This window comes from Streptomyces sp. ADI95-16 (assembly GCF_003721495.1).
Lineage (GTDB): Bacteria > Actinomycetota > Actinomycetes > Streptomycetales > Streptomycetaceae > Streptomyces > Streptomyces goshikiensis.
In genome coordinates this window covers 3,126,289-3,145,151 of the sequence record NZ_CP033581.1, presented here as the reverse complement: position 1 = coordinate 3,145,151, position 18,863 = coordinate 3,126,289, and the positions used below count along the sequence as shown (strand labels likewise).

Genomic DNA, 18,863 nt, shown 5'->3' with positions numbered 1-18,863 from the left:
CCGTGACCGCCCTGACCGACCGCACCGACGACCGCTGGGACGACGGACTCATCGCGCGCTCGCGCCCCGAGGGCCTCGGCCACGACGGCGAACACGCCGGCGACGAAAGCGACGAGGCGCTCGTACGGGCCGTCTCCGGCACCGTCTCCGGCGCGGGCAGCGACGGCGGCAAGGCGACCGCGCCCCCGCTCAGTCCCGAAGGGCAGGCGCTGCGGCTGCGCCTCGACGCGCTGCGCCAGCTCGTCGGGCTGTCCCGGACCCGGCTCGACGGCAAGACCCTCGCCGAGGCCGGACGGGTGCTCGACGAGGCGGCGGCGCGCCGCGGGCTGTCACCGCAGCACACGGTCGTCGCGATCGCCGGAGCCACCGGAAGCGGCAAGTCCACGCTCTTCAATTCACTCGCCGGAGTGCAGATCTCCGAGACCGGACTGCGCCGTCCGACCACCGCCGCGCCCATCGCGTGCAGCTGGTCGGACGGGGCCGCCGGGCTGCTGGACCGGCTGGAGATCCCCGGACGGCTGCGCCGCCGGCCCCGGGAGAGCACGGAGGCGGAGGCGCTGCGCGGGATGGTCCTCGTGGACCTGCCGGACCTCGACTCGGCGGTCGGCGCGCACCGGGACCACGTGGACCGGGTGCTGGGCCTGGTCGACGCGGTGGTGTGGGTGGTGGACCCGGAGAAGTACGCGGACGGGGTGCTGCACGAGCGGTACCTGCGACCGCTGGCCGGGCACGCCGAGGTGACGTTCGTCGTGCTCAACCAGGTGGACCGGCTGCCCGGCGAGTCCGCCGACCTCGTCCTGGACGACCTGCGGCGGCTGCTGGACGACGACGGCATCGCGCTCGGCGAGCACGGCGAGCCGGGAGCCACCGTCCTCGGGGTCTCCGCCCTGACGGGTGAGGGCGTCGGGGAACTGCGCGAACTCCTCGGACAGTTCACCCAGGAGAAGGGCGCCGCTACCCGGCGGATCTCGGCGGACGTGGACCGGGCCGCCGTGCGCCTCCACCCGCTGTACGTGGCCGACGGGCACCCGGGGCCGGAGATCGGCGAGGTCACGCGCGCCGAGTTCGAGGACCGGCTCGCGGAGGCGGTCGGGGCGTACGCGGCGGGCCTCGCCGCCGAGCGCGCCTGGCGCCGCAACGCCGGGAGGGCGTGCGGGACGCCGTGGCTGCGGCTGTGGCGCTGGTACGAGAGCAGGCGCGCCCCGCGCTCACTGGCCGGGCTCGCGTCCCTCGCGGCCATGGGGCGCGCCTCCGCGCCCTTCGAGGCACCGGCCGAGGAGGAGGTGACCGCGCGTCAGCGCGTCGAGCAGGCGGTACGGACCGTCGCCGAGGAAGCGGCGATCGGGCTGCCCGACCCCTGGGCGCAGGCGGTTCGGGAGACCGCGGTGCGGGGCGGCGAGCGGCTCCCGGAGGCGCTGGACGAGATCGCGGTGACGCTGGGCGCGGCCGTCGCGGTGCCGGGCGCCAAGCCGCCGCGGCCCACGTGGTGGCCGGCGGCGGTGCTGGCGCAGGCGGCCATGACCCTGCTCCAGGTCTACGGCGGGCTGTGGCTGGTCGGCCAGATCGCCGGGGTCCTGGAACCGCGCCTGCTGCCGCCGGTGCTGCTGATGGTCGCGGGCATCGTCGGCGGGCCGCTGGTGGAGTGGGCCTGCTCCCTCGCGGCCCGGGGCCCGGCACGGCGCTACGGCCAGGACGCGGAACGGAGACTGCGGCAGGCCGCGGCCGGCTGCGGCCGGGCCCGGGTGCTGGAGCCGGTGGCTGCGGAGCTGCTGCGCTACCGGGAGGTGCGCGAGCAGTACGCGACGGTGGCGAAGTTGTCCACAACCCGCCAGTAGTCCACAGGCCGGAGCGCGGACCGGGGGGCCGGGCCACGATGGGCGTACCTCGTGCGGATGGACCGTACGGGTGCGGGACGCAAGGGGAGGGGTGGCCGGTATGCACGACACCCGGGTGACGCTGGTGGGCCATGTGGCCACGCAGATCGACTTCAAGGAGACGCCGAGCGGTCCGTCGGCGAGGTTCCGGTTCGCGGTGACACCGCGGTACTTCGACCGCAAGAGCCAGGCCTGGGCGGACGCGCCCACCAGCTTCTACACGGTGTGGGCCCACCGCACGCTGGCGGTGAACCTGGCCGGATCCGTATCGGTCGGCGAACCACTCGTGGTGCACGGCCGGCTGCGGGTCCGGGAGGGCCCGCCCGACGCGGAGGGCAACCGATGGTTCTCGGCCGACATCGACGCGATCACCATCGGACACGACCTCAGCCGTGGTACGGCGGCCTTCCGCAGGGTCGTCCGGACGGACACCCCGCTGATGGCCACTCAGAAGGCGGCGGTGGTCTGAGTGTTCGAGGCGGTTAGGATTCCCCGGTACTCACGGGCACCTGGGTCTTTGGCCCGAAGGGGAAGACTGTGTCGATTGCCGTTCCCGCATCCTCCGTACCCTCCGCATCCGCCGCGTCCCGCGCGCCCTCAACCGACGCGTCTGGCACGGCTGTTCCGGACACTCCTGTCGTGCCTGCTCCCGTCAGGGCCTTGGAGGCGGCTTCCGCTTCCGCTCCCGGGCCGGTACGGGGCTCCGCGCGGCGTCCGCTGGCGGTGGCGCTGCTCACCGCCGCCCTCGCCGCCGCGCCGGGGGCGCAGGCCGCCGCGGACGCCGCCCCGGCGGGCCGGGCGCCGGAGGGTGCGAGAGCCGTGCTGGACGGGCTGAAGACGTACGGCCAGGCCGTCGTGCGCACCAAGGACGGGGCCGTGCGGCAGATTCCGGCCGGGCTGTACGAGATGCGGGTCGACGGCGGCGGCATGCTCCAGACGTACGGGGTCGGCGCCGCGGGATACGCGCAGCCCCAGGCCCGGTACACGGAGAGCGGGTGGGGTTCGAGCCCGCTCGCCGAGAACGGCGACGCCGGCCGGATCCGCTGGGTCCTGGAGCACTCCTACCCGCAGCTGAACGACCTGGCGGGCCTCGCGAAGGCCGCCGGAGCCGGGGCGCTCACCGCGGAGAGCGCGGCCGCCGGAACGCAGGTGGCCATCTGGCGGCTGGCGGAAGGGGCCCAGGTCGAGGCCTCGGACCCGGCGGCGGAGAAGCTGGCCGATTACCTCCAGCACGCCGCCGGGCGGCTGCCGGAGCCGCCGGCCTCACTGGGGCTGGAGCCGGGCGAGGTCTCGGGCGAGGTCTCGGGCCCGGTCGGCAGCAGACTCGGCCCGGTCACGGTGCGGACGGGCGCGCAGAGCGTGAGCGTCACCCCGGACGCGGCGGCCACCGCCATGGGGGTGCGCGTGGTCGATGCCGAGGGGCGGCCGCTGACCACCGCCGGGAACGGCACCCGGCTGTACTTCGAGGTCCCGGTGGGTACGCCCGACGGCTCCGCCTCCGTCACCGTCCAGGGCTCCACCAAGGTGCCCGTCGGCCGGGTCTTCACCAGCGGGATCCCCGCCCAGGCGCAGATCGTGGCCGGTTCCAGCGAGTCGGCGACGGCCGTCACCGCGAAGGCGATGTGGCCGAAGCAGCGGGCCGCCGGCTCGGCCGGGGGGACCGGCGGGGAGGCCGCGACGATGGGCGAGCTGTCCGCGCCCGTGCCGGTGGCGTCCGCCGCGGCCGGCGCGGGGGCGACGGCCGGGGCGGGGGCGACGGCCGGGGCGGCCTCGGAGGAAACCCCGGACGGGGAGCGGCTCGCCATCAGCGGCAGCTCCGCGGCCACGCCGGTCATCGCCTCGCTCGCCGTGGGGCTGGTCGTGCTGGGCGGGATGGTCGTCCTGCTGCTGCGCAAGCGGCCGCTGGAGGACGAGGAGAGCGGAGAGGCCTGACCCGGGCCGGCCTGACCCGGGCCGGCCTGACCTGGGCCGACTTGGCCCGGGCCGGGCTGTTCCGGCCGGGCTGACCCGATCGGCAGCGTGCTGATTCTCCGCCCGCCTCTGCGGGTAGGCGCTGGGAATGGCTGATCAAGAGCTGAATTGGCAGGGCGCGTTCGCGCGGTGGGACCGGGAGCTGTTCGACGCTGTGGCGCGGCGGCACTGGCCCGGCGCCGACCGGGTGCTGCCGCGCCTCGGGCGCGCTGCGAACCACGGGGTGCTGTGGGGCGGGGCCGCCGCGGCGATCTCCGTCTTCGGCTCGGCCCGGGCGCGCAAGGCCGCCCTGAGCGGGGCCGCCTCGCTGGCGCTGGCCTCGGCGACCGTCAACACCCTCGGGAAGTGGTCCGTCCGCAGGCGGCGGCCGCTGCTGGCCGGGGTGCCGGCGGTGCGGCAGCTGAGGACCCAGCCGCAGACCACCTCGTTCCCGTCGGGGCACTCGGCGTCCGCCTTCGCCTTCGCCGCCGGGCTGGCGCTGCGCTCCCCGGGCTGGGGGGCCGTCGTGGCGCCGGTGGCGGCCTCGGTGGCGTTCTCCCGCGTGTACACCGGTGTGCACTACCCCTCGGACGTGCTCGCGGGCGCGGCCCTCGGCGTGACGGCGGGGCTCGTCGTCAACCGGCTCGCGCGGGACGCCGAGGAGGCGCGGGTCGTGCCCGGTGACGAGCGGCGGGCCACCGCGGCGCCGGCCCTGCCCGACGGGGCCGGGCTGACGGTGGTGGTCAACACCGGGTCGGGCACGGCGACCGACGCGGGACTCGGCGTCCTGCGGGACCGGCTGCCCAAGGCGGAGCTGATCGAGTGCGAGGGCCCCGAGCTGGCGCGGACGCTGGCCTCGGCGGCCTCCCGGGCCACGGTCCTCGGGATCTGCGGCGGCGACGGCACCGTCAACGCGGCCGCCACCGCCGCACTGCGGGCCGGGGTGCCGCTGGCGGTGTTCCCCGGAGGCACCCTCAACCACTTCGCCCTCGACCTCGGCCTCGCGTCCACGGAGGACACCTGCCGCGCCCTCGCCGCCGGGGAGGCCGTCCACGTCGCCGTGGGCCGCTTCACCCCCGCCCCGGGCGAGGGGGAGCCCGGCTACTTCCTGAACACCTTCAGCATCGGGGCGTATCCCGAGCTGCTCCGGCACCGGCTGCGGTGGGCACCGCGGATCGGGGGCGGGCCCGCGGCGCTGCTCGCGGCGTGGCGGGTGCTGCGGGCCGAGCGTCCCGTACGGCTGACGCTGGCGGGGCGGCCCCGCTCCGTCTGGCTGCTGTTCGCCGGCAACGGCACGTACCACGGCACCGGCCCCACGCCCCGCCGTCGCGACGGCCTCGGCGAGGGGCTGCTCGACGTACGCCTCGTCCACGGCGGCGGGCGTCCCGCCCCGCGGCTGCTCGCCGCCGCCTTCACCGGCCCGCTCTCCCGCTCGCCGGTCCACGCCGCCACCCGGCTGCGCAGCCTGCGGGTGGGTGACATCCCGCCCGGTACGCCCCTCGCCTACGACGGGGAGTACGCGCAGGCGCCGACCGCCCTCGTGCTGGACAACCTGCCCGAGTCGCTCGTCGTGTACCGGCCCGAGCACTCGGATCAAGACAGAACGTGACGAAGTCGCGTTCTCCGGTCGACCCGGACCCCCAGGCGTCCCTAGAGTGAGGGAGGGTAAATGATCATGAAGCTTGTGAAGAGTTAGCTGGGTGCTGCCTGTGAACACGTCCCGGGCCGCCGTAGCGGTCACCGCGTCCCCCGCGACCCCGTCCGCCGCCGACAGCGGCTGGAACCTCACGGGCGCGGGCGCGGGCGGCGACAGTGGCTGGAACCTCGCCGCCCACCGCCGCTGACCCGCCCATTCGTCCTTCCCACGGGCCCCGGCCCGGCGGCCGGGCCCCGCCCACCAGGCCCCGGCCGGGGTCCCTCCAGGTCCCCCTCCGGCCGGTGCCCTGGTCAGGGGCCCGGGATCATACGGGTTTCCCCCGAGGGATGGACGTCAGGCAAGATGGGGTGTATCTGCCCACCATCGATCTGCCGGACGGTTTCTCTTGGCTGAGTTCATCTACACCATGCGCAAGACGCGCAAGGCGCACGGCGACAAGGTGATTCTTGATGACGTCACCCTGAACTTCCTGCCCGGCGCGAAGATCGGTGTGGTCGGCCCGAACGGTGCCGGTAAGTCCACCGTTCTGAAGATCATGGCGGGCCTGGAGCAGCCGTCCAACGGTGACGCGTTCCTGTCGCCCGGCTTCACCGTCGGCATCCTCATGCAGGAGCCCAAGCTCGACGAGTCGAAGACCGTCCTGGAGAACGTCCAGGACGGCGCCGCCGAGATCATGGGCAAGCTGAAGCGCTTCAACGAGGTCGCCGAGGAAATGGCGACCGACTACACCGACGCGCTCATGGACGAGATGGGCAAGCTCCAGGAAGTCCTGGACCACTCCAACGCCTGGGACCTCGACGCCCAGCTGGAACAGGCCATGGACGCCCTGGGCTGCCCGCCCGGCGACTGGCCCGTCACCAACCTCTCCGGTGGCGAGAAGCGCCGCGTCGCGCTCTGCAAGCTGCTGATCGAGGCCCCGGACCTGCTCCTCCTCGACGAGCCCACCAACCACCTCGACGCCGAGTCGGTGAACTGGCTGGAGCAGCACCTCTCCCAGTACAAGGGCGCCGTCGTGGCCGTCACCCACGACCGGTACTTCCTGAACAACGTCGCCGAGTGGATCCTCGAACTCGACCGCGGCCGCGCGCACCCCTACGAGGGCAACTACTCCACCTACCTGGAGAAGAAGGCCACCCGCCTCAAGGTCGAGGGCCGCAAGGACGAGAAGCGCCAGAAGCGCCTCAAGGAAGAGCTGGAGTGGGTCCGCTCCAACGCCAAGGGCCGCCAGACCAAGTCGAAGGCCCGACTCGCCCGCTACGAGGAGATGGCGGCCGAGGCGGACAAGATGCGGAAGCTGGACTTCGAGGAGATCCAGATCCCGCCGGGCCCGCGTCTGGGCTCGATCGTGGTCGAGGTCAACAACCTCTCGAAGGCGTTCGGCGACAAGGTCCTGGTCGACGACCTGTCCTTCACGCTGCCGCGCAACGGCATCGTCGGCATCATCGGCCCGAACGGCGCCGGCAAGACCACGCTCTTCAAGATGATCCAGGGCCTGGAGGCGCCGGACTCCGGCTCCGTCAAGATCGGCGAGACCGTCAAGATCTCGTACGTCGACCAGAGCCGCGCCAACATCGACCCCAAGAAGACCCTCTGGGCCGTCGTGTCGGACGAGCTGGACTACATCAACGTCGGCCAGGTCGAGATGCCCTCCCGCGCGTACGTCAGCGCGTTCGGCTTCAAGGGCCCGGACCAGCAGAAGCCGGCCGGCGTCCTGTCCGGTGGTGAGCGCAACCGCCTCAACCTGGCGCTGACGCTCAAGGAGGGCGGCAACCTGCTGCTCCTCGACGAGCCCACCAACGACCTCGACGTCGAGACCCTGTCCTCGCTGGAGAACGCGCTCCTGGAGTTCCCCGGCGCGGCCGTGGTCATCTCCCACGACCGCTGGTTCCTCGACCGGGTCGCCACGCACATCCTGGCGTACGAGGGCGACTCCAAGTGGTACTGGTTCGAGGGCAACTTCGAGTCGTACGAGAAGAACAAGGTCGAGCGCCTCGGCGCGGACGCCACCCGTCCGCACCGCGCCACGTACAAGAAGCTCACCCGAGGCTGAGGGCTGAGGTCACAGACCATGGCCAGACACCACTACCGGTGCCCCCTTCGCTGGGCGGACATGGATGCCTTCGGGCACGTCAACAACGTCGTCTTCCTCCGCTATCTGGAGGAGGCGCGGATCGACTTCATGTTCCGCCTGGCACCGGGGGAGGGCAGTGAGTCCTTCACGGGCGGTTCCGTCGTGGCCCGCCACGAGATCGACTACAAGCTGCCCCTCGTGCACCGCCACGAGCCGGTGCTCATCGAGTCCTGGGTGACCCGGATAGGCGCCGCGTCGCTGACCATCCGCTACGAGGTCAAGGACGAGGCGACCGAGGACAGGCCGGAGACGGTCTACGTGCGCGCCGAGACCGTCGTCGTGCCGTACAACCTCGCCGAGGGGCGGCCCCGCCGCATCACGGCCGAGGAGCGGGTCTTCCTGCAGGAGTACCTCGACACGCCGCAGTCGCAGAGCGCCAAGGGCTCGGAAGGGCGCCTCGCGGCATGACCGAGCAGCTGCACTTCGCCGACTCCGGGGAGGCGGCCGACCTCGCCGCCTTCCTGGGGCGGCTGGTGCACTACGACCGCGCCGCCGCGGTCCGCCTCCAGGCGGGCGGCGGCGCGCTCGCCGTCTTCGGGCGGCCGCCGTCGTTCGACGTGCTGGCCATCCGCACGGTGCGGCTCGCCGCGCCCGTGGGCATGCCGCTGGACCTGACCGTGTCCGCCGGTGAGCTGCTGGAGTCCGTGGACGAGGCCGGCGCGAGCGCCGTCGTGCCCGGGCCGGTCACCGGCCCGCCCTGGGCCGGGGTGCTGCCGCCGCGCGGCGGCTGGAGCCAGGTGCCGGGGCTGCCCGGTGCCGAGGCGGTCCGCGGCGCCGTGGCCGCCGCCGTCGCCGAGTTCCGGGCCCGTGACGAGGCCCTGCCCCCGCAGCACCGGACCCGGTCCGAGCGCGACCGCATCGGCCGCGAGATCTGGTCCCGCACGCTGGGGGACACCGAGCTGCCGCTGCGCGCCGTGCACGCCGCGCAGTCCCTGGGCTTCCTGCGGCCGGTCCGCACGCCCGCCGCCTCCGCGCCTGCGGCGGCGGCCGGCGGGGCGCCGACGGCCGGGAGCCCCGAGCCGGTGGCGCTGCTCGCCTCCGGGGGCTGGCTGCGGCTGCGCACCCCGTACGGCTCCATCGCCACCCGCCGCCCGGGCAGGGTCGGCGGCCTGGGCGCCCTCCAGGTCCGGCCGGTCTAGGTCAGGACCCGGGATTCCGTTTGGGCTTCCGCGTACGGGTCCTCGTACGGGTTCGCGTACCCCTCAGCCGGCCGTGTTGATCATCGAGGCGGCCGCGTACGTGAGGTAGCGCCACAGCTTCGCCTCGTGCTCCGGCGCCAGCGCCAGCTCGTCCACCGCGACCCGCATGTGCTTCAGCCACGCGTCGTGCGCGGCCGCGTCCACCTGGAACGGCGCGTGCCGCATCCGCAGGCGCGGGTGGCCTCGGTTCTCGCTGTACGTGGTCGGGCCGCCCCAGTACTGCATCAGGAACAGCGCGAACCGCTCCTCGGCGGGGCCGAGGTCCTCCTCCGGGTACATGGGCCGCAGCAGCGGGTCCCCCGCGACACCCTGGTAGAAGCGGTGGACCAGACGGCGGAAGGTGTCCTCGCCGCCCACCAGCTCGTAGAAGGTCTGCTCCTGAACCGTGCTCCGCGGAATGTCATTCACCTGACCATCGTCTCAGACACCCGGACGGAGGACCCCGGTCCTAGGACTCCCGCCCGGAGCCGCGCGCGCGTTCGCACCCCGGGGCCCGGCGCAGGACAGTGGATGCATGGGCGCACACCCCGAGGTACGCGACGTGCGGGAAACCGCGCACGCCGCCCAGGTACGGGAGCTGGACGCCGCCGGGGTCCTCGTCGATCCGGCCTGGCGGGCGGCCTTCGAGGGGGTGCCCCGGCACGCCTTCGTGCCGTACTTCTGGACCGGCCGAGGCGCCGGCCACGAGCGGCTGTGGGGCGAGGACCCGGACCCGGAGCAGCGGGCCCGCTGGCTGCGCGGCGTGTACACGGACACCCCGCTCGCGACCCGGCTCCGCGACGGCGAGCTGGTCTCCTCCAGCAGCCAGCCCTCCCTGATGGCGAAGATGCTCAACGCCCTGGACGTGCGCGACGGCCACCGCGTGCTGGAGATCGGCACCGGCACCGGCTACAACGCCGCGCTCCTGTGCCACCGGCTCGGCGACGACCTCGTCACCACCGTGGACCTGGAGGAGGAGATCACCGAGTCCGCGCGGACGCACCTGGCCGCGCTCGGCTACCGGCCCACCGTGGTCACGGGGGACGGAGCGCGCGGCTGCCCCTCCCGCGCCCCCTTCGACCGGATCCTGGTGACCTGCACGCTGCCCCGGATCCCGCCCGCCTGGCTCGGCCAGTGCCGGCCCGGGGCGCGGGTCCTGGCCCCGCTGTCGACCGGGCTGATCGCGCTCACCGTCCGGGACGCGGAACTCGCCGAGGGCCGCTTCCTGCACACCTCGGCCTACTTCGTCCCGCTGCGCGGGGCCACGGCGGCGCCGCCGCCCGCCGAGCCCTCGTACGGGCTGCCGTACGAGCTGGTGGAGAACGAGCGCTTCCAGTTCATGCTGGTGCTGACCGCCGGGGCGCTGCACGCCCGCGAGGCCCTGGACCTCTGGCGCGGCGAGGGCCGCCCGGCGCGCGAGCGCTTCGGTGTGACGGTCACCCCGGAGGGCCAGTGGTCGTGGCTCGACGATCCCCAGGGGCCCTACGTGTGGCCCCTGGGGGAGACGGGCTAGCCGCGGCGGACGGTGATGGTGGTCCAGGCGCCGACGTGCACGCGGTCACCGTCGGTGAGCGGGACCGGCACGTAGGGCTGGATCGGCTCCTCGCCGCCGTTGATGGTGGTGCCGTTGGTGGAGTTCTGGTCCACCACGGCCCAGCTGCCGTCGGGCTGCTGGACCAGCACCGCGTGCTGGTGCGAGACGCCCGGGTCCTCCGGGGGCACCGACAGGTCGACGTCCGGGGACTCGCCCGTGGAGGCGCGGCGGCGGCCGATGGTGATCTGGCTCCCGGCGAGCGGAAGATGCAGCTCCGGGGAGTACGCGGGCATGTTGAGCCCCGCCGCGTCCGGGCCGCTGCGCTGCATCATCGCCATGAAGTACGAGCGGTCGGGTCCGATCGTCGCACTCCAGGAGCCGCCGCCCTGGGACGGGAAGGGCTGGTGCTGCTGCTGAGGCTGCTGGTACTCCTGCTGCGGCGCGGGCGGCGCGTACGACTGGTGCGGCTGAGGCTGAGGCTGGGACTGGGGCTGCTGGTACTCCTGGACCGGCGCCTGGTACTCCTGGACCGGCGCCTGCTGCTGGTACGCCTGCACCTGGGGCGGCGGCGGGGGCTGCTGCTGGTACTGGGGCTGCTGGTGCTGCTCGTGCGCCGGGGGCGGGAGCAGCCAGTCGTCCTCGCGCTGCAACGGCTCGGCCGGCCGGTTGACCCGGGACGGGCGGGAGCCCTGGTACTCGAAGTGGTCCTGGGAGAAGACGGGCGGAGCAGGCGGTGCCACCGGCGGGGCGGGCGGCGCCGGAGGCGGGGGCGGCGGGGCGATGCCGGCCCCCGGGCCCGCGCCCTGATCTGAGCCCTGGCCCAGCCCCTGGCTCAGCCCTTGGCCTTGGCCATGGCCCTGGCTCAGCCCTTGGCCCAGCCCCTGACCCGGGCCGACGCCTGCCCCGGCACCGGGCATGGGTTCCGGGGCGAGCGGGGTGTACGAGGTCGCCGTACGCGTCAGGAAGTTGTACCGGCACTCCTCGCAGAACGGGGCCATGGCCTCGCGCGGGGTCCGGCACTGCGGGCACAGCTCGGCCTGGGCGGTCGGCTCACCGGCGGTGGGAGGGTAGCCGTACCCGTACGACGGAGCCGCGGGAGCACCCGCGGAGGAGGGGGCGGGAGAGGGGGCAGCCATGCGGTGGCCGCAGACCTCGCACCAGTCATCGGAACCCGAGTGGTGCCCGTTCGGGCAGGTCGGCATGTCGGCCCTTCCCCCTTCACCCTGCGTCATCGCGTCAGGTCTTCTTCTCAGGTCTTCTTCACTCGGACGGTCTGGGTCGAACGCGTTTCCAGAGTCATCTCGTCGGCATCGGCGACCTTCGCTTTCAGCCGCACAGTACCCGCCGCCGCATCGACGACGTCCACCACCTTCGCCAGCAACTTGGCCGTGTCCGCGTTCCCCGACGCGGACGCGAGCTGCACGGCACGGCCGAGCTTGGCCGTGGCGCCGCCGACATCACCCAGTTTGCGGGCTTCCAGGCCCTGTTGGATAGCCTGCGCGAGCTCCGCCTGTCCGGTGTAGTGCGCGACCTGCGGGTTGATGGCGGTGGAAGCGGCGAGATCGGTCGTCCACACCGCCCGGACGAGCCCCTGGGCGAGGGCGGACGGCGGCTCGCCCGGCGCGCCGGGGAGCATGAGCGTGGCCCGGGCGGCCAGCATCTCCTGACCGACGGCCGCACCCGGCACCCGTACGCACACGTGGTACTCGCGGGACTCGTCGCCCCACGAGCCCGTCGGGTAGTCACCGGCGCGCGGACCCGCCGGGGTGCGGCGGTCGGTCAGGTCCCGGACGGCGGGCGCGACCTGCTTGACGTACTGGATCTCCACGCCGACCGGGGTCCACAGGCGCAGCGCGACGTCCGCGACCTCCTTGCCCATGGCGTTGCCCATCATGCGGGTGAAGTCCTCGGCGAGGTGGGCCGGGTCGGCGACGATGTCGGCGGTGCCGAGCAGCGCGCTCGCGATGCCGGTGACCTCCTTGACCTCCCAGTCGGTGCCCACGCCGCGGGCGTCGCAGGTGAAGCGGCCCGCGCAGGCGTCGAGGGTGGCGCGCAGCACGGCCGGGTCCTCGTGCTCGTTGCGGCCGTCGGTGAGCAGGATGCCGTGCCGGATGGCGGCGGGGGACTGCCGGAGCAGGCCGTCGGCGAGGCGCAGCCAGGTCCCGATGGCGGTGCCGCCGCCCGCGCTGAGGCCGCGCAGGGCCTCCTTGGCCCGGGCGCGGGTCTCCGGGCCGGCGGTGGCGAGGCGGCCCTGGCCGGGGTAGACCTCCTTGGCCACGTGCGTACCGGCGACGACGGCGAACGCGGTGCCGTCGCGCAGGGTGTCGATCGCCGCCGCCGTGGCCTCGCGGGCGCCGCGCATCTTGTCCGGCGGGTACTCCATCGAGCCCGAGCAGTCGACCATGATCACGACGGCCGCCCCGCCCTGGGCGGGGACGGCGGCACGCGTCGCGGTCGCCCCGCCGGTGGAGGTGACCGTCACGATGGCGTGGACGTCACGGCCGCCCTCGGGGAGGAACTCGTTCTGGTACACCTCCACGCTGAAGCGCGGGGCGCTCGGCTTGGCGAAGTTCGCCATCGGTTGGACTCCTCGGGGCGGGCGGGGCTGGGGGGTCAGGCCTGGGTGCGGGGGTCCGCTTCCGCTTGCGGTTCCGCTTGTGCGTCCGCGCCGGGGCCCCGGGCCGGGTCCGAGCCCGGGTTCGAGTCCTGGTTCGGGGGCGCGGTGAAGGGGACCACGGCCACGGTGACGTTGTCGTGGCCGCCCCCGTCGAGGGCGTGCCCCACCAGCACCTGCGCGCTGTGCAGCGGGCGGGCCGCGGCGTCCTCGGGGAGCACCTGGGCCATGTCGCGGGCGGACTCGGCGTAGTTCCACAGGCCGTCGGTGCAGACGACCACCACGCCGTCGTGATCCGGCTTGAAGCTGGCGGTGTGCGGTTCGAGTTCGTACGCGTCCGCCCCGAGCCAGCCGGTGATGGCGTGCGCGCGGACGTCGGCGTAGGCCTCGGCCTCGCCCATCAGGCCGGCCGCGACCATCTGGGCCGCCCAGGAATCGTCCTCGGTGAGGCGGCGGGGGAGCGCGGCGCGGTCGTCGGGGACCCAGTACGCGCGGCTGTCGCCGACCCAGCCGATGGTCAGCAGGCCGCCGCTGACGACGGCGCCGACGAGGGTGCAGGCGGGGGCGTTCTGCGCGCCGGACACCTCCGGCGCGAGGGCGTTGACGGCGGCCGCGGCGGCGAGGATCGCCTCGTGCATGGCCTCCTGGGGGTGCGCGCCGCGGGGCAGGGCTTCGAGCAGCGCCTCGTTGGCGGCGGCGGCCGCGGCGGCGGAGGCGTCGTCGGGGCGGCTGGCGGAGGAGACGCCGTCGCAGACGATGGCGACGGTGGCGGCGGAGCCGTCGGGTAGGGCGGTGGCCGCGACGGCGAAGGAGTCCTCGTTGCGGTGGTGGCGCAGACCGCGGTCGCTGACGGCGGCGACGCTGCCGAGTTCCTCTTCGAGGTGGTCGCGCTCGCGGGGCTGGGCGTGGCCGCAGTGCTCGCAGTAGCCGTCGGTGTCGACCCGGCCGGCGCGGCAGGCGACGCAGGTCTTCGCGCCGTCGCCCTGCGGGGCGGGCGGGTCGTACCGGCCGGCGGCGGCGCCCTGCGGGTCGTGGCGGTTCTCGCTCCCGTCGGCGGCGGCGCCCCGCGGGGGCTGAGCGGCGCCGGAGTCCGGGCCGGGGTCGCCTTCGGCGGACCGGCCGGTCGAGTTCTCGACCAGCGTCGGCGCGGCGGCGGCCGTACTGCCCCATCCGGGCGCGGCGGCGACCCCGTACCCGGAAGCGCCGCCCGGCTGCGGGACCACGGCCGGGTGGTCGCGGTCCTCCCCGCCGGTGCGCTCCCGGCCACCCGCGTCGCCCGCGTTGCCCGCGTGGGCGCCGGGGTGCTCGCTCGCGGAGGCCGCGAAGCCCCGCCCGCCCCGTGCGGCGCCCGCCTCGGCGTAGCCGCCGGAACCACCGGGTTCGCCCGTCTCCGGGTCGGGCCGGTACGGGGCGCCGACGGCGGTCGCGCGCGGTCGGCCGCCCGCCGGTTCGGCCACCCCGGGGTGGCCGACCGCGTTCGGGCCGGATCCGGGGTGCCCGGCAGCGCCCGGCCCACTGGCGGCTTCGCCCGGGCGGGCATCCGCGCCGGGGTAACCGCCCGCGGCCGCTGCCGCGTTGGGGACGGGCTCGGGGTGTTCGCTCGCGGAGTGCACGGCGGGCCGGCCGGCCGGCGGCGCGGGCGCGGCAACCGGCGACGGGGGCGCGGCGGCCTGAGGCGCGGCACCCGGCGGCGCGGGGGCGGCAACCGGGGGCGCCGGTGCGGCAACCGGCGGCGCGGGTGCGGCAACTCGGGGCGCGGCGGCCTGAGGTGCGGCGGCCGGGGGGCCCTGGGGGAGGGGGAGGGTGGGGTGGTCCCCGGGTGGGGGTGGGGCGGAGAGGGCGTAGCCGCACACGCCGCAGAAGCGGTCACCCTCCTCCAAGGGTTCCGCGCAGCTCGGGCATCCCGACAGCCGATGCATCGACATCACTCACACCCACGTCCGGGGACGGAAACGGTTTGCCCGCTCCACCAGTTCGATCCTCTCCTCGCCCCGCTGCGCCAGCCGGGCGAGGACGCGGTACGAGCGCTCCAGGCCGAAGCGCAGCCCCCGCTCGTCCAGTTGACTGCCGAGCAGCAAGGGCCGGCCGGGGTCGGCACCCCGGCCACCCGACAGTACCCAGTCCAGGGCCGAGCCCAGAACCTCCGTCGACAGCCGCTGGTGCCGCTCCGCGTCCAGGCCGAACCGCTCCAGCGCCTCCACCTGCGCGGCAGCCGCCGTCAGGTCCGGCAGCAGGGCCTCTTCGGGAGCCCGGTCGCGCAGGCGTGCCCGTACCGCCGCCACCCGTGCGGCGGTGTAGTGGATCGACGCCTCCGGTACGGACTCCAGCGTGGCCACCGCCCCGGCCCGGTCGCCCGCGGCCAGCTGCACCCGGGACAGCCCGAACGCCGCGCTGACGAAACCGGGGTCGGTGATCCACACCAGCCGGTAGTACTCGGCCGCGTTGTCCAACTGCCCCAGGACCTCCGCGCACAGGCCCAGGGCCAGCTTCGGAGCGGGCTCGCCCGGGAACGCGTCGTAGATCGCGTCGAAGGACAGGGCCGCCGTCTCGTCGTCCCCGGTGGCCAGGGAGACGATCCCGCGCGCCCACACCACCCGCCAGTCGTCCGGGTGCCTGGCCTCCAGCCGCGCCAGCGGCCCCTCGGGTCCGGCGACGTCCGGCTCGCCCAGCTCCAGGCGCACCCGCAGCTCCCGCAGCCGCAGCTCCGCCGAGTCGGCGGCCGCCGGGCCGAGCGCGCCGAGCGCGCCCAGCAGGTCGGCCGGCGCGGAGGCCAGCAGGCCCGCCAGGAAACCGGCGTTGGGATCGGTGGGGTCCACCAGCGGCACCGGCAGGGCCAGCGCCGCCTCCCGCGCGTCCAGCGGGGCGAGCCCGGTACGGGGGAGCGCCGGCTCCGCAGCCGGGTCCGGGGGCGGAGCCGTCGTGGCCTGCCGGGGCGCGGGCACGCCCGTCGCCCGGCCCGCCGACTTGTGCGTCGCCGAGGCCCCCAGCCGCGCGGCCGGAGCCCCTGACGCGGCCGTCACCGGGATCGGACCCGCCGCCGGCGCGGGCGGCGGCCCGGCCACCGCGGCCGCCGGCCGTCCCCTGCGGGAGGCGGCCCGCGCCCCCAGCCGGGACACCTGCGCCCCCGCCGTGTCGGCGAACAGCCGGGTGTCCGGAACCCGCAGCTCCGGCCCGAACAGGGTGGAGACCTGCGGCCGCGGCCGGCCCGTCTGGAGCGCGACCACCTCCCGCAGGACGCCCGTCAGCTGGTCCGCCATCTCCTGCGCGGACGCGAACCGCCGCCCCGGGTCCGGGTCGGTGGCCCGTACCAGCAGCCGGTAGAACGACTCGTAGCGGCCGAAGACCTCGATGTGCTCCGGGTCCGGCAGCGAATCCACGAACACGTTCGTGTAGCCCTGGAAGTCGAACGTCAGCACCGCCAGGGTGCGGGCCACCGTGTACAGGTCGGAGGCGACCGACGGGCCCGACTCCGCGACCTCCGGGGCCTGGTAGCCCACCGTGCCGTAGATGGCCGACTCCTCGTCGTCCATCCGCCGGACCGCGCCCATGTCGATCAGCTTCAGCTGGTCCTGCTGCTGGATCGCGTTGTCGACCTTGAAGTCGCAGTACAGAAGGTTTCTGCTGTGCAGGTGGCCGAGCGCCTCCAGGGCCTCGATGCCGTACGCGCAGGCCTGCTCCACCGGCAGCGGGTCGCGCCGGCCGTCCGGCCGCCGCCGGTCGTTGGCGATCTCCTTGAGGGACTTGCCGCCGACGTACTCCATGACGATGTACCCGTCGAGCGAACCGGTCCGCTGGTCCAGGTGCTCGACGAAGTTGTAGATCCGCACGATGTTGGAGTGCTCGATCTCCGCGAGGAAGCGCCGCTCGGAGATCGCCGCCTCCATCGCGTCCTGGTCCCCGGTGTCCAGCAGGCCCTTGAGCACCACCCACCGGTCCGAGACCGCCCGGTCCACCGCCAGGTACACCCAGCCGAGGCCGCCGTGCGCCAGGCAGCCCGCCACCTCGTACTGGCCGTGCACCACGTCACCCGCGCGCAGCTTGGGCACGAAGGAGTACGGGTGCCCGCACTTGGTGCAGAACCCTTCCGTCCGGCCCGGCCGGTCGCCCCGCGCCCGGCCCACCGGAGCCCCGCAGTCCGAGCGCGAGCAGAACCGCTTGCGCTCCGGCACCTCCGGGTTCTCCAGCACCGCCGCCGAAGGATCCGGTCGCGGCACCTCCGGTACGTTGACCAGCCCGGCCCCGAGCCGGCTACGCCCCGGGGCCGAGGCCCCGGAGGACGAACTGCGCACCGACACCGACCGGGTGGACGCGGCGCCCGACAGCGCGCGCGACAGCCGCCCCGACACCGAGCGGCGGGAGGAGGACGAACGCGAGGAGCGCGCCGAGGCCGACGAGCGCGCCGATCCGTGCGATCCCTGGGACCCCCGGGAGCCGTGGGACGCGTACGAGTCGCCGCGGCGCGCCGCGCTCGTCATCCCCGTCGGCGGCGAGAGGAGTTCCTCCGCGCCCGCCGCGACGGAGCCGACCGGCGCCAGCCCGCAGGTGTCGCAGTACAGCTCGCCGCCGCCCATGTCCTCGTACGTCCCCGGGCATCCGGGGCGGACGCACGCGGTTCCGGCCACACTCATGCGTCCTCCTCCCCCGGCCCCTCGGGCCGGTGCTGCCGGGGCGCCAGCGCCTCGGCCGCCGCCTGCTGGTACCTCAGGACGGCCTGCTCGGCGGCCCGCAGGTCGCAGGGCGCGCTCCACAGCATCCGCCGGGCCGTGTCGTACCGCTCGATCAGCAGTGGATCCTCCGCCATGCCGTGCCGGGCCATCTTCGCTTTGTACGCGTCGAGCCGCCCGCGCAGCTCGGCCCGTACGGCCAGCGGCGCCGTCACCGCGGTCAACGATTCGCGGGCCCTGCGGAGTTCCTCCCCGGCCCGCTCCTCCAACGACTCCAGCAGCGGCGACAGCCGGTGCCACTGCGCCCGGCGGCGGTACTCCGCGGCCGTCGCGAGCTGCTCCTGCAACGCCGTCGGAGGGCCGCTCACCGCCGGAACCTCCGATGCCGCGATCTTCGCCAGTACCTCGCCGCGCGCCGTCCGCGCCTCCGCCAGGGTCCGGTCCGCCCGCGAGAGCACGTCCCGCACGCTGATCAGCCGCGCCTCGGCGTCCTGCCGTACGTCCAGCACCGCCTCGACCTCACGGCGCACGTCCTCCAGCGCGAGCGCCGCCCGGTCGTAGCGGCCGGTGTCCGGGCGGCCGCCGCCGGGCGCGGAACTCCCCGCCACCGGCAGCCAGAACGCCAAGGGGTCCGCGATCACCCGCTCCCGCAGCTCGGCCAGTTCGGCGGTGATGTCCTCCAGGTCGTCCCCCGAGGGGTGTTCGCCCGGGCGCACCCCCACCGAGTGGGCCAGCGAACGGGTGCGGTGCAGCTCGGCGGCGAGCAGGTCGATGCGGGCGGGCAGCGCCGACCACACCGCGTCGGCGGCCACCACCACGTCCAGCGAGCTCGCGTACAGCTCGTTCATCCGGGTGACCAGACCGGCGAGCGAGAAGCGCTCCGCCAGCGCGGCGCCCTCGACCCCGGCCCCGGCGATGGTCACCCCGGGTCCGCGCAGCCGGTCGGTCAGCTCGATCAGGTCGTCACGGCTGGGCCAGCGGCGCCGGTCGCGGATCCGGCGGGCGGCGGCCAGCGCCCCGCTGTAGGCGTCGAAGTACGTCCACAGCCGGGTGATCGACGCGTCGGCGGCGGCCCAGCGCTCCTTGGTGACGCCGGTCAGCCCGGCCCCCTCCAGGAGCCGCCGCCCGGCGTGGTCCTGGAGCGCGAGCAGGGAGGTCTCGACGGCCTCGTGCTCCGCGCCCAGCCGGGTCAGCGCGCGGTCGACCTCGTCCCGGTCCATCAGGGCCGGTCCCGTTTCCGGGCGCCTCACATAGGGCTCCG

At 74.9% G+C, this 18,863-nt stretch carries 15 protein-coding genes; 9 read left to right on the top strand and 6 right to left on the bottom strand.

Going from position 1 to position 18,863, the window contains the following annotated elements; translation table 11 throughout:
• Positions 1 to 2 precede the first annotated feature (2 nt).
• The 8 genes from EES41_RS13735 to EES41_RS13705 all read left to right on the top strand — a co-directional run bounded on the left by EES41_RS13735 (position 3) and on the right by EES41_RS13705 (position 8,751).
• A complete protein-coding gene (locus tag EES41_RS13735; RefSeq protein ID WP_123078423.1) occupies positions 3 to 1,835 on the top strand; it encodes a GTPase in 1,833 nt (610 codons plus the stop codon).
• A gap of 100 nt (positions 1,836 to 1,935) precedes the next feature.
• The gene (locus tag EES41_RS13730) at positions 1,936 to 2,343 is read left to right on the top strand and encodes a single-stranded DNA-binding protein (RefSeq protein WP_123078421.1); all 408 of its coding nucleotides are present in this window, start codon (positions 1,936 to 1,938) and stop codon (positions 2,341 to 2,343) included.
• A gap of 170 nt (positions 2,344 to 2,513) precedes the next feature.
• Positions 2,514 to 3,806: a thioester domain-containing protein gene (locus tag EES41_RS13725; RefSeq protein WP_254211429.1), complete on the top strand. Its 1,293-nt coding sequence runs from the start codon at positions 2,514 to 2,516 to the stop codon at positions 3,804 to 3,806.
• 127 nt (positions 3,807 to 3,933) lie between these two features.
• On the top strand, positions 3,934 to 5,433 hold the full coding sequence (locus EES41_RS13720; protein WP_123078419.1) for a bifunctional phosphatase PAP2/diacylglycerol kinase family protein: 1,500 nt from the start codon (positions 3,934 to 3,936) through the stop codon (positions 5,431 to 5,433).
• A 100-nt stretch (positions 5,434 to 5,533) separates the two neighbouring features.
• On the top strand, positions 5,534 to 5,668 hold the full coding sequence (locus tag EES41_RS43820; protein ID WP_302186155.1) for a hypothetical protein: 135 nt from the start codon (positions 5,534 to 5,536) through the stop codon (positions 5,666 to 5,668).
• Between the two features lie 198 nt (positions 5,669 to 5,866).
• On the top strand, positions 5,867 to 7,531 hold the full coding sequence (gene ettA, locus EES41_RS13715) for an energy-dependent translational throttle protein EttA (RefSeq protein ID WP_123078417.1): 1,665 nt from the start codon (positions 5,867 to 5,869) through the stop codon (positions 7,529 to 7,531).
• Positions 7,532 to 7,549: 18 nt separating this feature from the next.
• On the top strand, positions 7,550 to 8,020 hold the full coding sequence (locus tag EES41_RS13710; protein ID WP_123078415.1) for a thioesterase family protein: 471 nt from the start codon (positions 7,550 to 7,552) through the stop codon (positions 8,018 to 8,020).
• On the top strand, positions 8,017 to 8,751 hold the full coding sequence (locus tag EES41_RS13705; RefSeq protein ID WP_123078413.1) for a hypothetical protein: 735 nt from the start codon (positions 8,017 to 8,019) through the stop codon (positions 8,749 to 8,751). The genes EES41_RS13710 and EES41_RS13705 overlap by 4 nt, the downstream gene beginning before the upstream one ends.
• 63 nt (positions 8,752 to 8,814) lie before the next feature.
• On the opposite strand, the gene EES41_RS13700 is transcribed toward EES41_RS13705, so the two are convergent.
• Positions 8,815 to 9,219, bottom strand: coding sequence for a globin (locus tag EES41_RS13700; RefSeq protein ID WP_123078411.1), 405 nt, complete (start codon positions 9,217 to 9,219; stop codon positions 8,815 to 8,817).
• Between the two features lie 106 nt (positions 9,220 to 9,325).
• Between EES41_RS13700 and EES41_RS13695 the strand changes: the two genes are divergently transcribed.
• Positions 9,326 to 10,303 (top strand): methyltransferase domain-containing protein, encoded by a 978-nt coding sequence (locus tag EES41_RS13695; protein ID WP_008741641.1) that lies wholly within the window; start codon positions 9,326 to 9,328, stop codon positions 10,301 to 10,303.
• Here the strand turns inward: EES41_RS13695 and EES41_RS13690 are convergent.
• Genes EES41_RS13690 through EES41_RS13670 form a run of 5 tightly spaced genes read right to left on the bottom strand, consistent with a single transcriptional unit; the run spans position 10,300 to position 18,822 of the window.
• The gene (locus tag EES41_RS13690) at positions 10,300 to 11,526 is read right to left on the bottom strand and encodes an FHA domain-containing protein (RefSeq protein ID WP_123078409.1); all 1,227 of its coding nucleotides are present in this window, start codon (positions 11,524 to 11,526) and stop codon (positions 10,300 to 10,302) included. The two genes, EES41_RS13695 and EES41_RS13690, sit on opposite strands and share 4 nt — an antisense overlap.
• A gap of 47 nt (positions 11,527 to 11,573) precedes the next feature.
• Positions 11,574 to 12,902, bottom strand: coding sequence for a VWA domain-containing protein (locus EES41_RS13685; protein ID WP_123078407.1), 1,329 nt, complete (start codon positions 12,900 to 12,902; stop codon positions 11,574 to 11,576).
• A 35-nt stretch (positions 12,903 to 12,937) separates the two neighbouring features.
• Positions 12,938 to 14,863 carry a protein phosphatase 2C domain-containing protein gene (locus EES41_RS13680; protein WP_254211428.1) on the bottom strand — a complete coding sequence of 642 codons (1,926 nt, stop codon included), beginning with the start codon at positions 14,861 to 14,863 and terminating at the stop codon, positions 12,938 to 12,940.
• Between the two features lie 3 nt (positions 14,864 to 14,866).
• On the bottom strand, positions 14,867 to 17,566 hold the full coding sequence (locus tag EES41_RS13675; protein ID WP_123078405.1) for a serine/threonine-protein kinase: 2,700 nt from the start codon (positions 17,564 to 17,566) through the stop codon (positions 14,867 to 14,869).
• Positions 17,563 to 18,822 (bottom strand): hypothetical protein, encoded by a 1,260-nt coding sequence (locus EES41_RS13670; RefSeq protein ID WP_123078403.1) that lies wholly within the window; start codon positions 18,820 to 18,822, stop codon positions 17,563 to 17,565. The genes EES41_RS13675 and EES41_RS13670 overlap by 4 nt, the downstream gene beginning before the upstream one ends.
• Positions 18,823 to 18,863 lie beyond the last annotated feature (41 nt).

What these genes read in the sequence shown, in the direction of transcription:
- EES41_RS13690 (WP_123078409.1), bottom strand. Translation starts at nt 11,526, where the DNA reads ATGCCGACCTGCCCGAACGGGCACCACTCGGGTTCCGATGACTGGTGC.
- EES41_RS13720 (WP_123078419.1), top strand. Translation starts at nt 3,934, where the DNA reads ATGGCTGATCAAGAGCTGAATTGGCAGGGCGCGTTCGCGCGGTGGGAC.
- EES41_RS13710 (WP_123078415.1), top strand. Translation starts at nt 7,550, where the DNA reads ATGGCCAGACACCACTACCGGTGCCCCCTTCGCTGGGCGGACATGGAT.
- EES41_RS13695 (WP_008741641.1), top strand. Translation starts at nt 9,326, where the DNA reads ATGGGCGCACACCCCGAGGTACGCGACGTGCGGGAAACCGCGCACGCC.
- EES41_RS13685 (WP_123078407.1), bottom strand. Translation starts at nt 12,902, where the DNA reads ATGGCGAACTTCGCCAAGCCGAGCGCCCCGCGCTTCAGCGTGGAGGTG.
- EES41_RS13675 (WP_123078405.1), bottom strand. Translation starts at nt 17,566, where the DNA reads ATGAGTGTGGCCGGAACCGCGTGCGTCCGCCCCGGATGCCCGGGGACG.
- EES41_RS13680 (WP_254211428.1), bottom strand. Translation starts at nt 14,863, where the DNA reads ATGTCGATGCATCGGCTGTCGGGATGCCCGAGCTGCGCGGAACCCTTG.
- EES41_RS13705 (WP_123078413.1), top strand. Translation starts at nt 8,017, where the DNA reads ATGACCGAGCAGCTGCACTTCGCCGACTCCGGGGAGGCGGCCGACCTC.
- EES41_RS13670 (WP_123078403.1), bottom strand. Translation starts at nt 18,822, where the DNA reads ATGGACCGGGACGAGGTCGACCGCGCGCTGACCCGGCTGGGCGCGGAG.
- EES41_RS13730 (WP_123078421.1), top strand. Translation starts at nt 1,936, where the DNA reads ATGCACGACACCCGGGTGACGCTGGTGGGCCATGTGGCCACGCAGATC.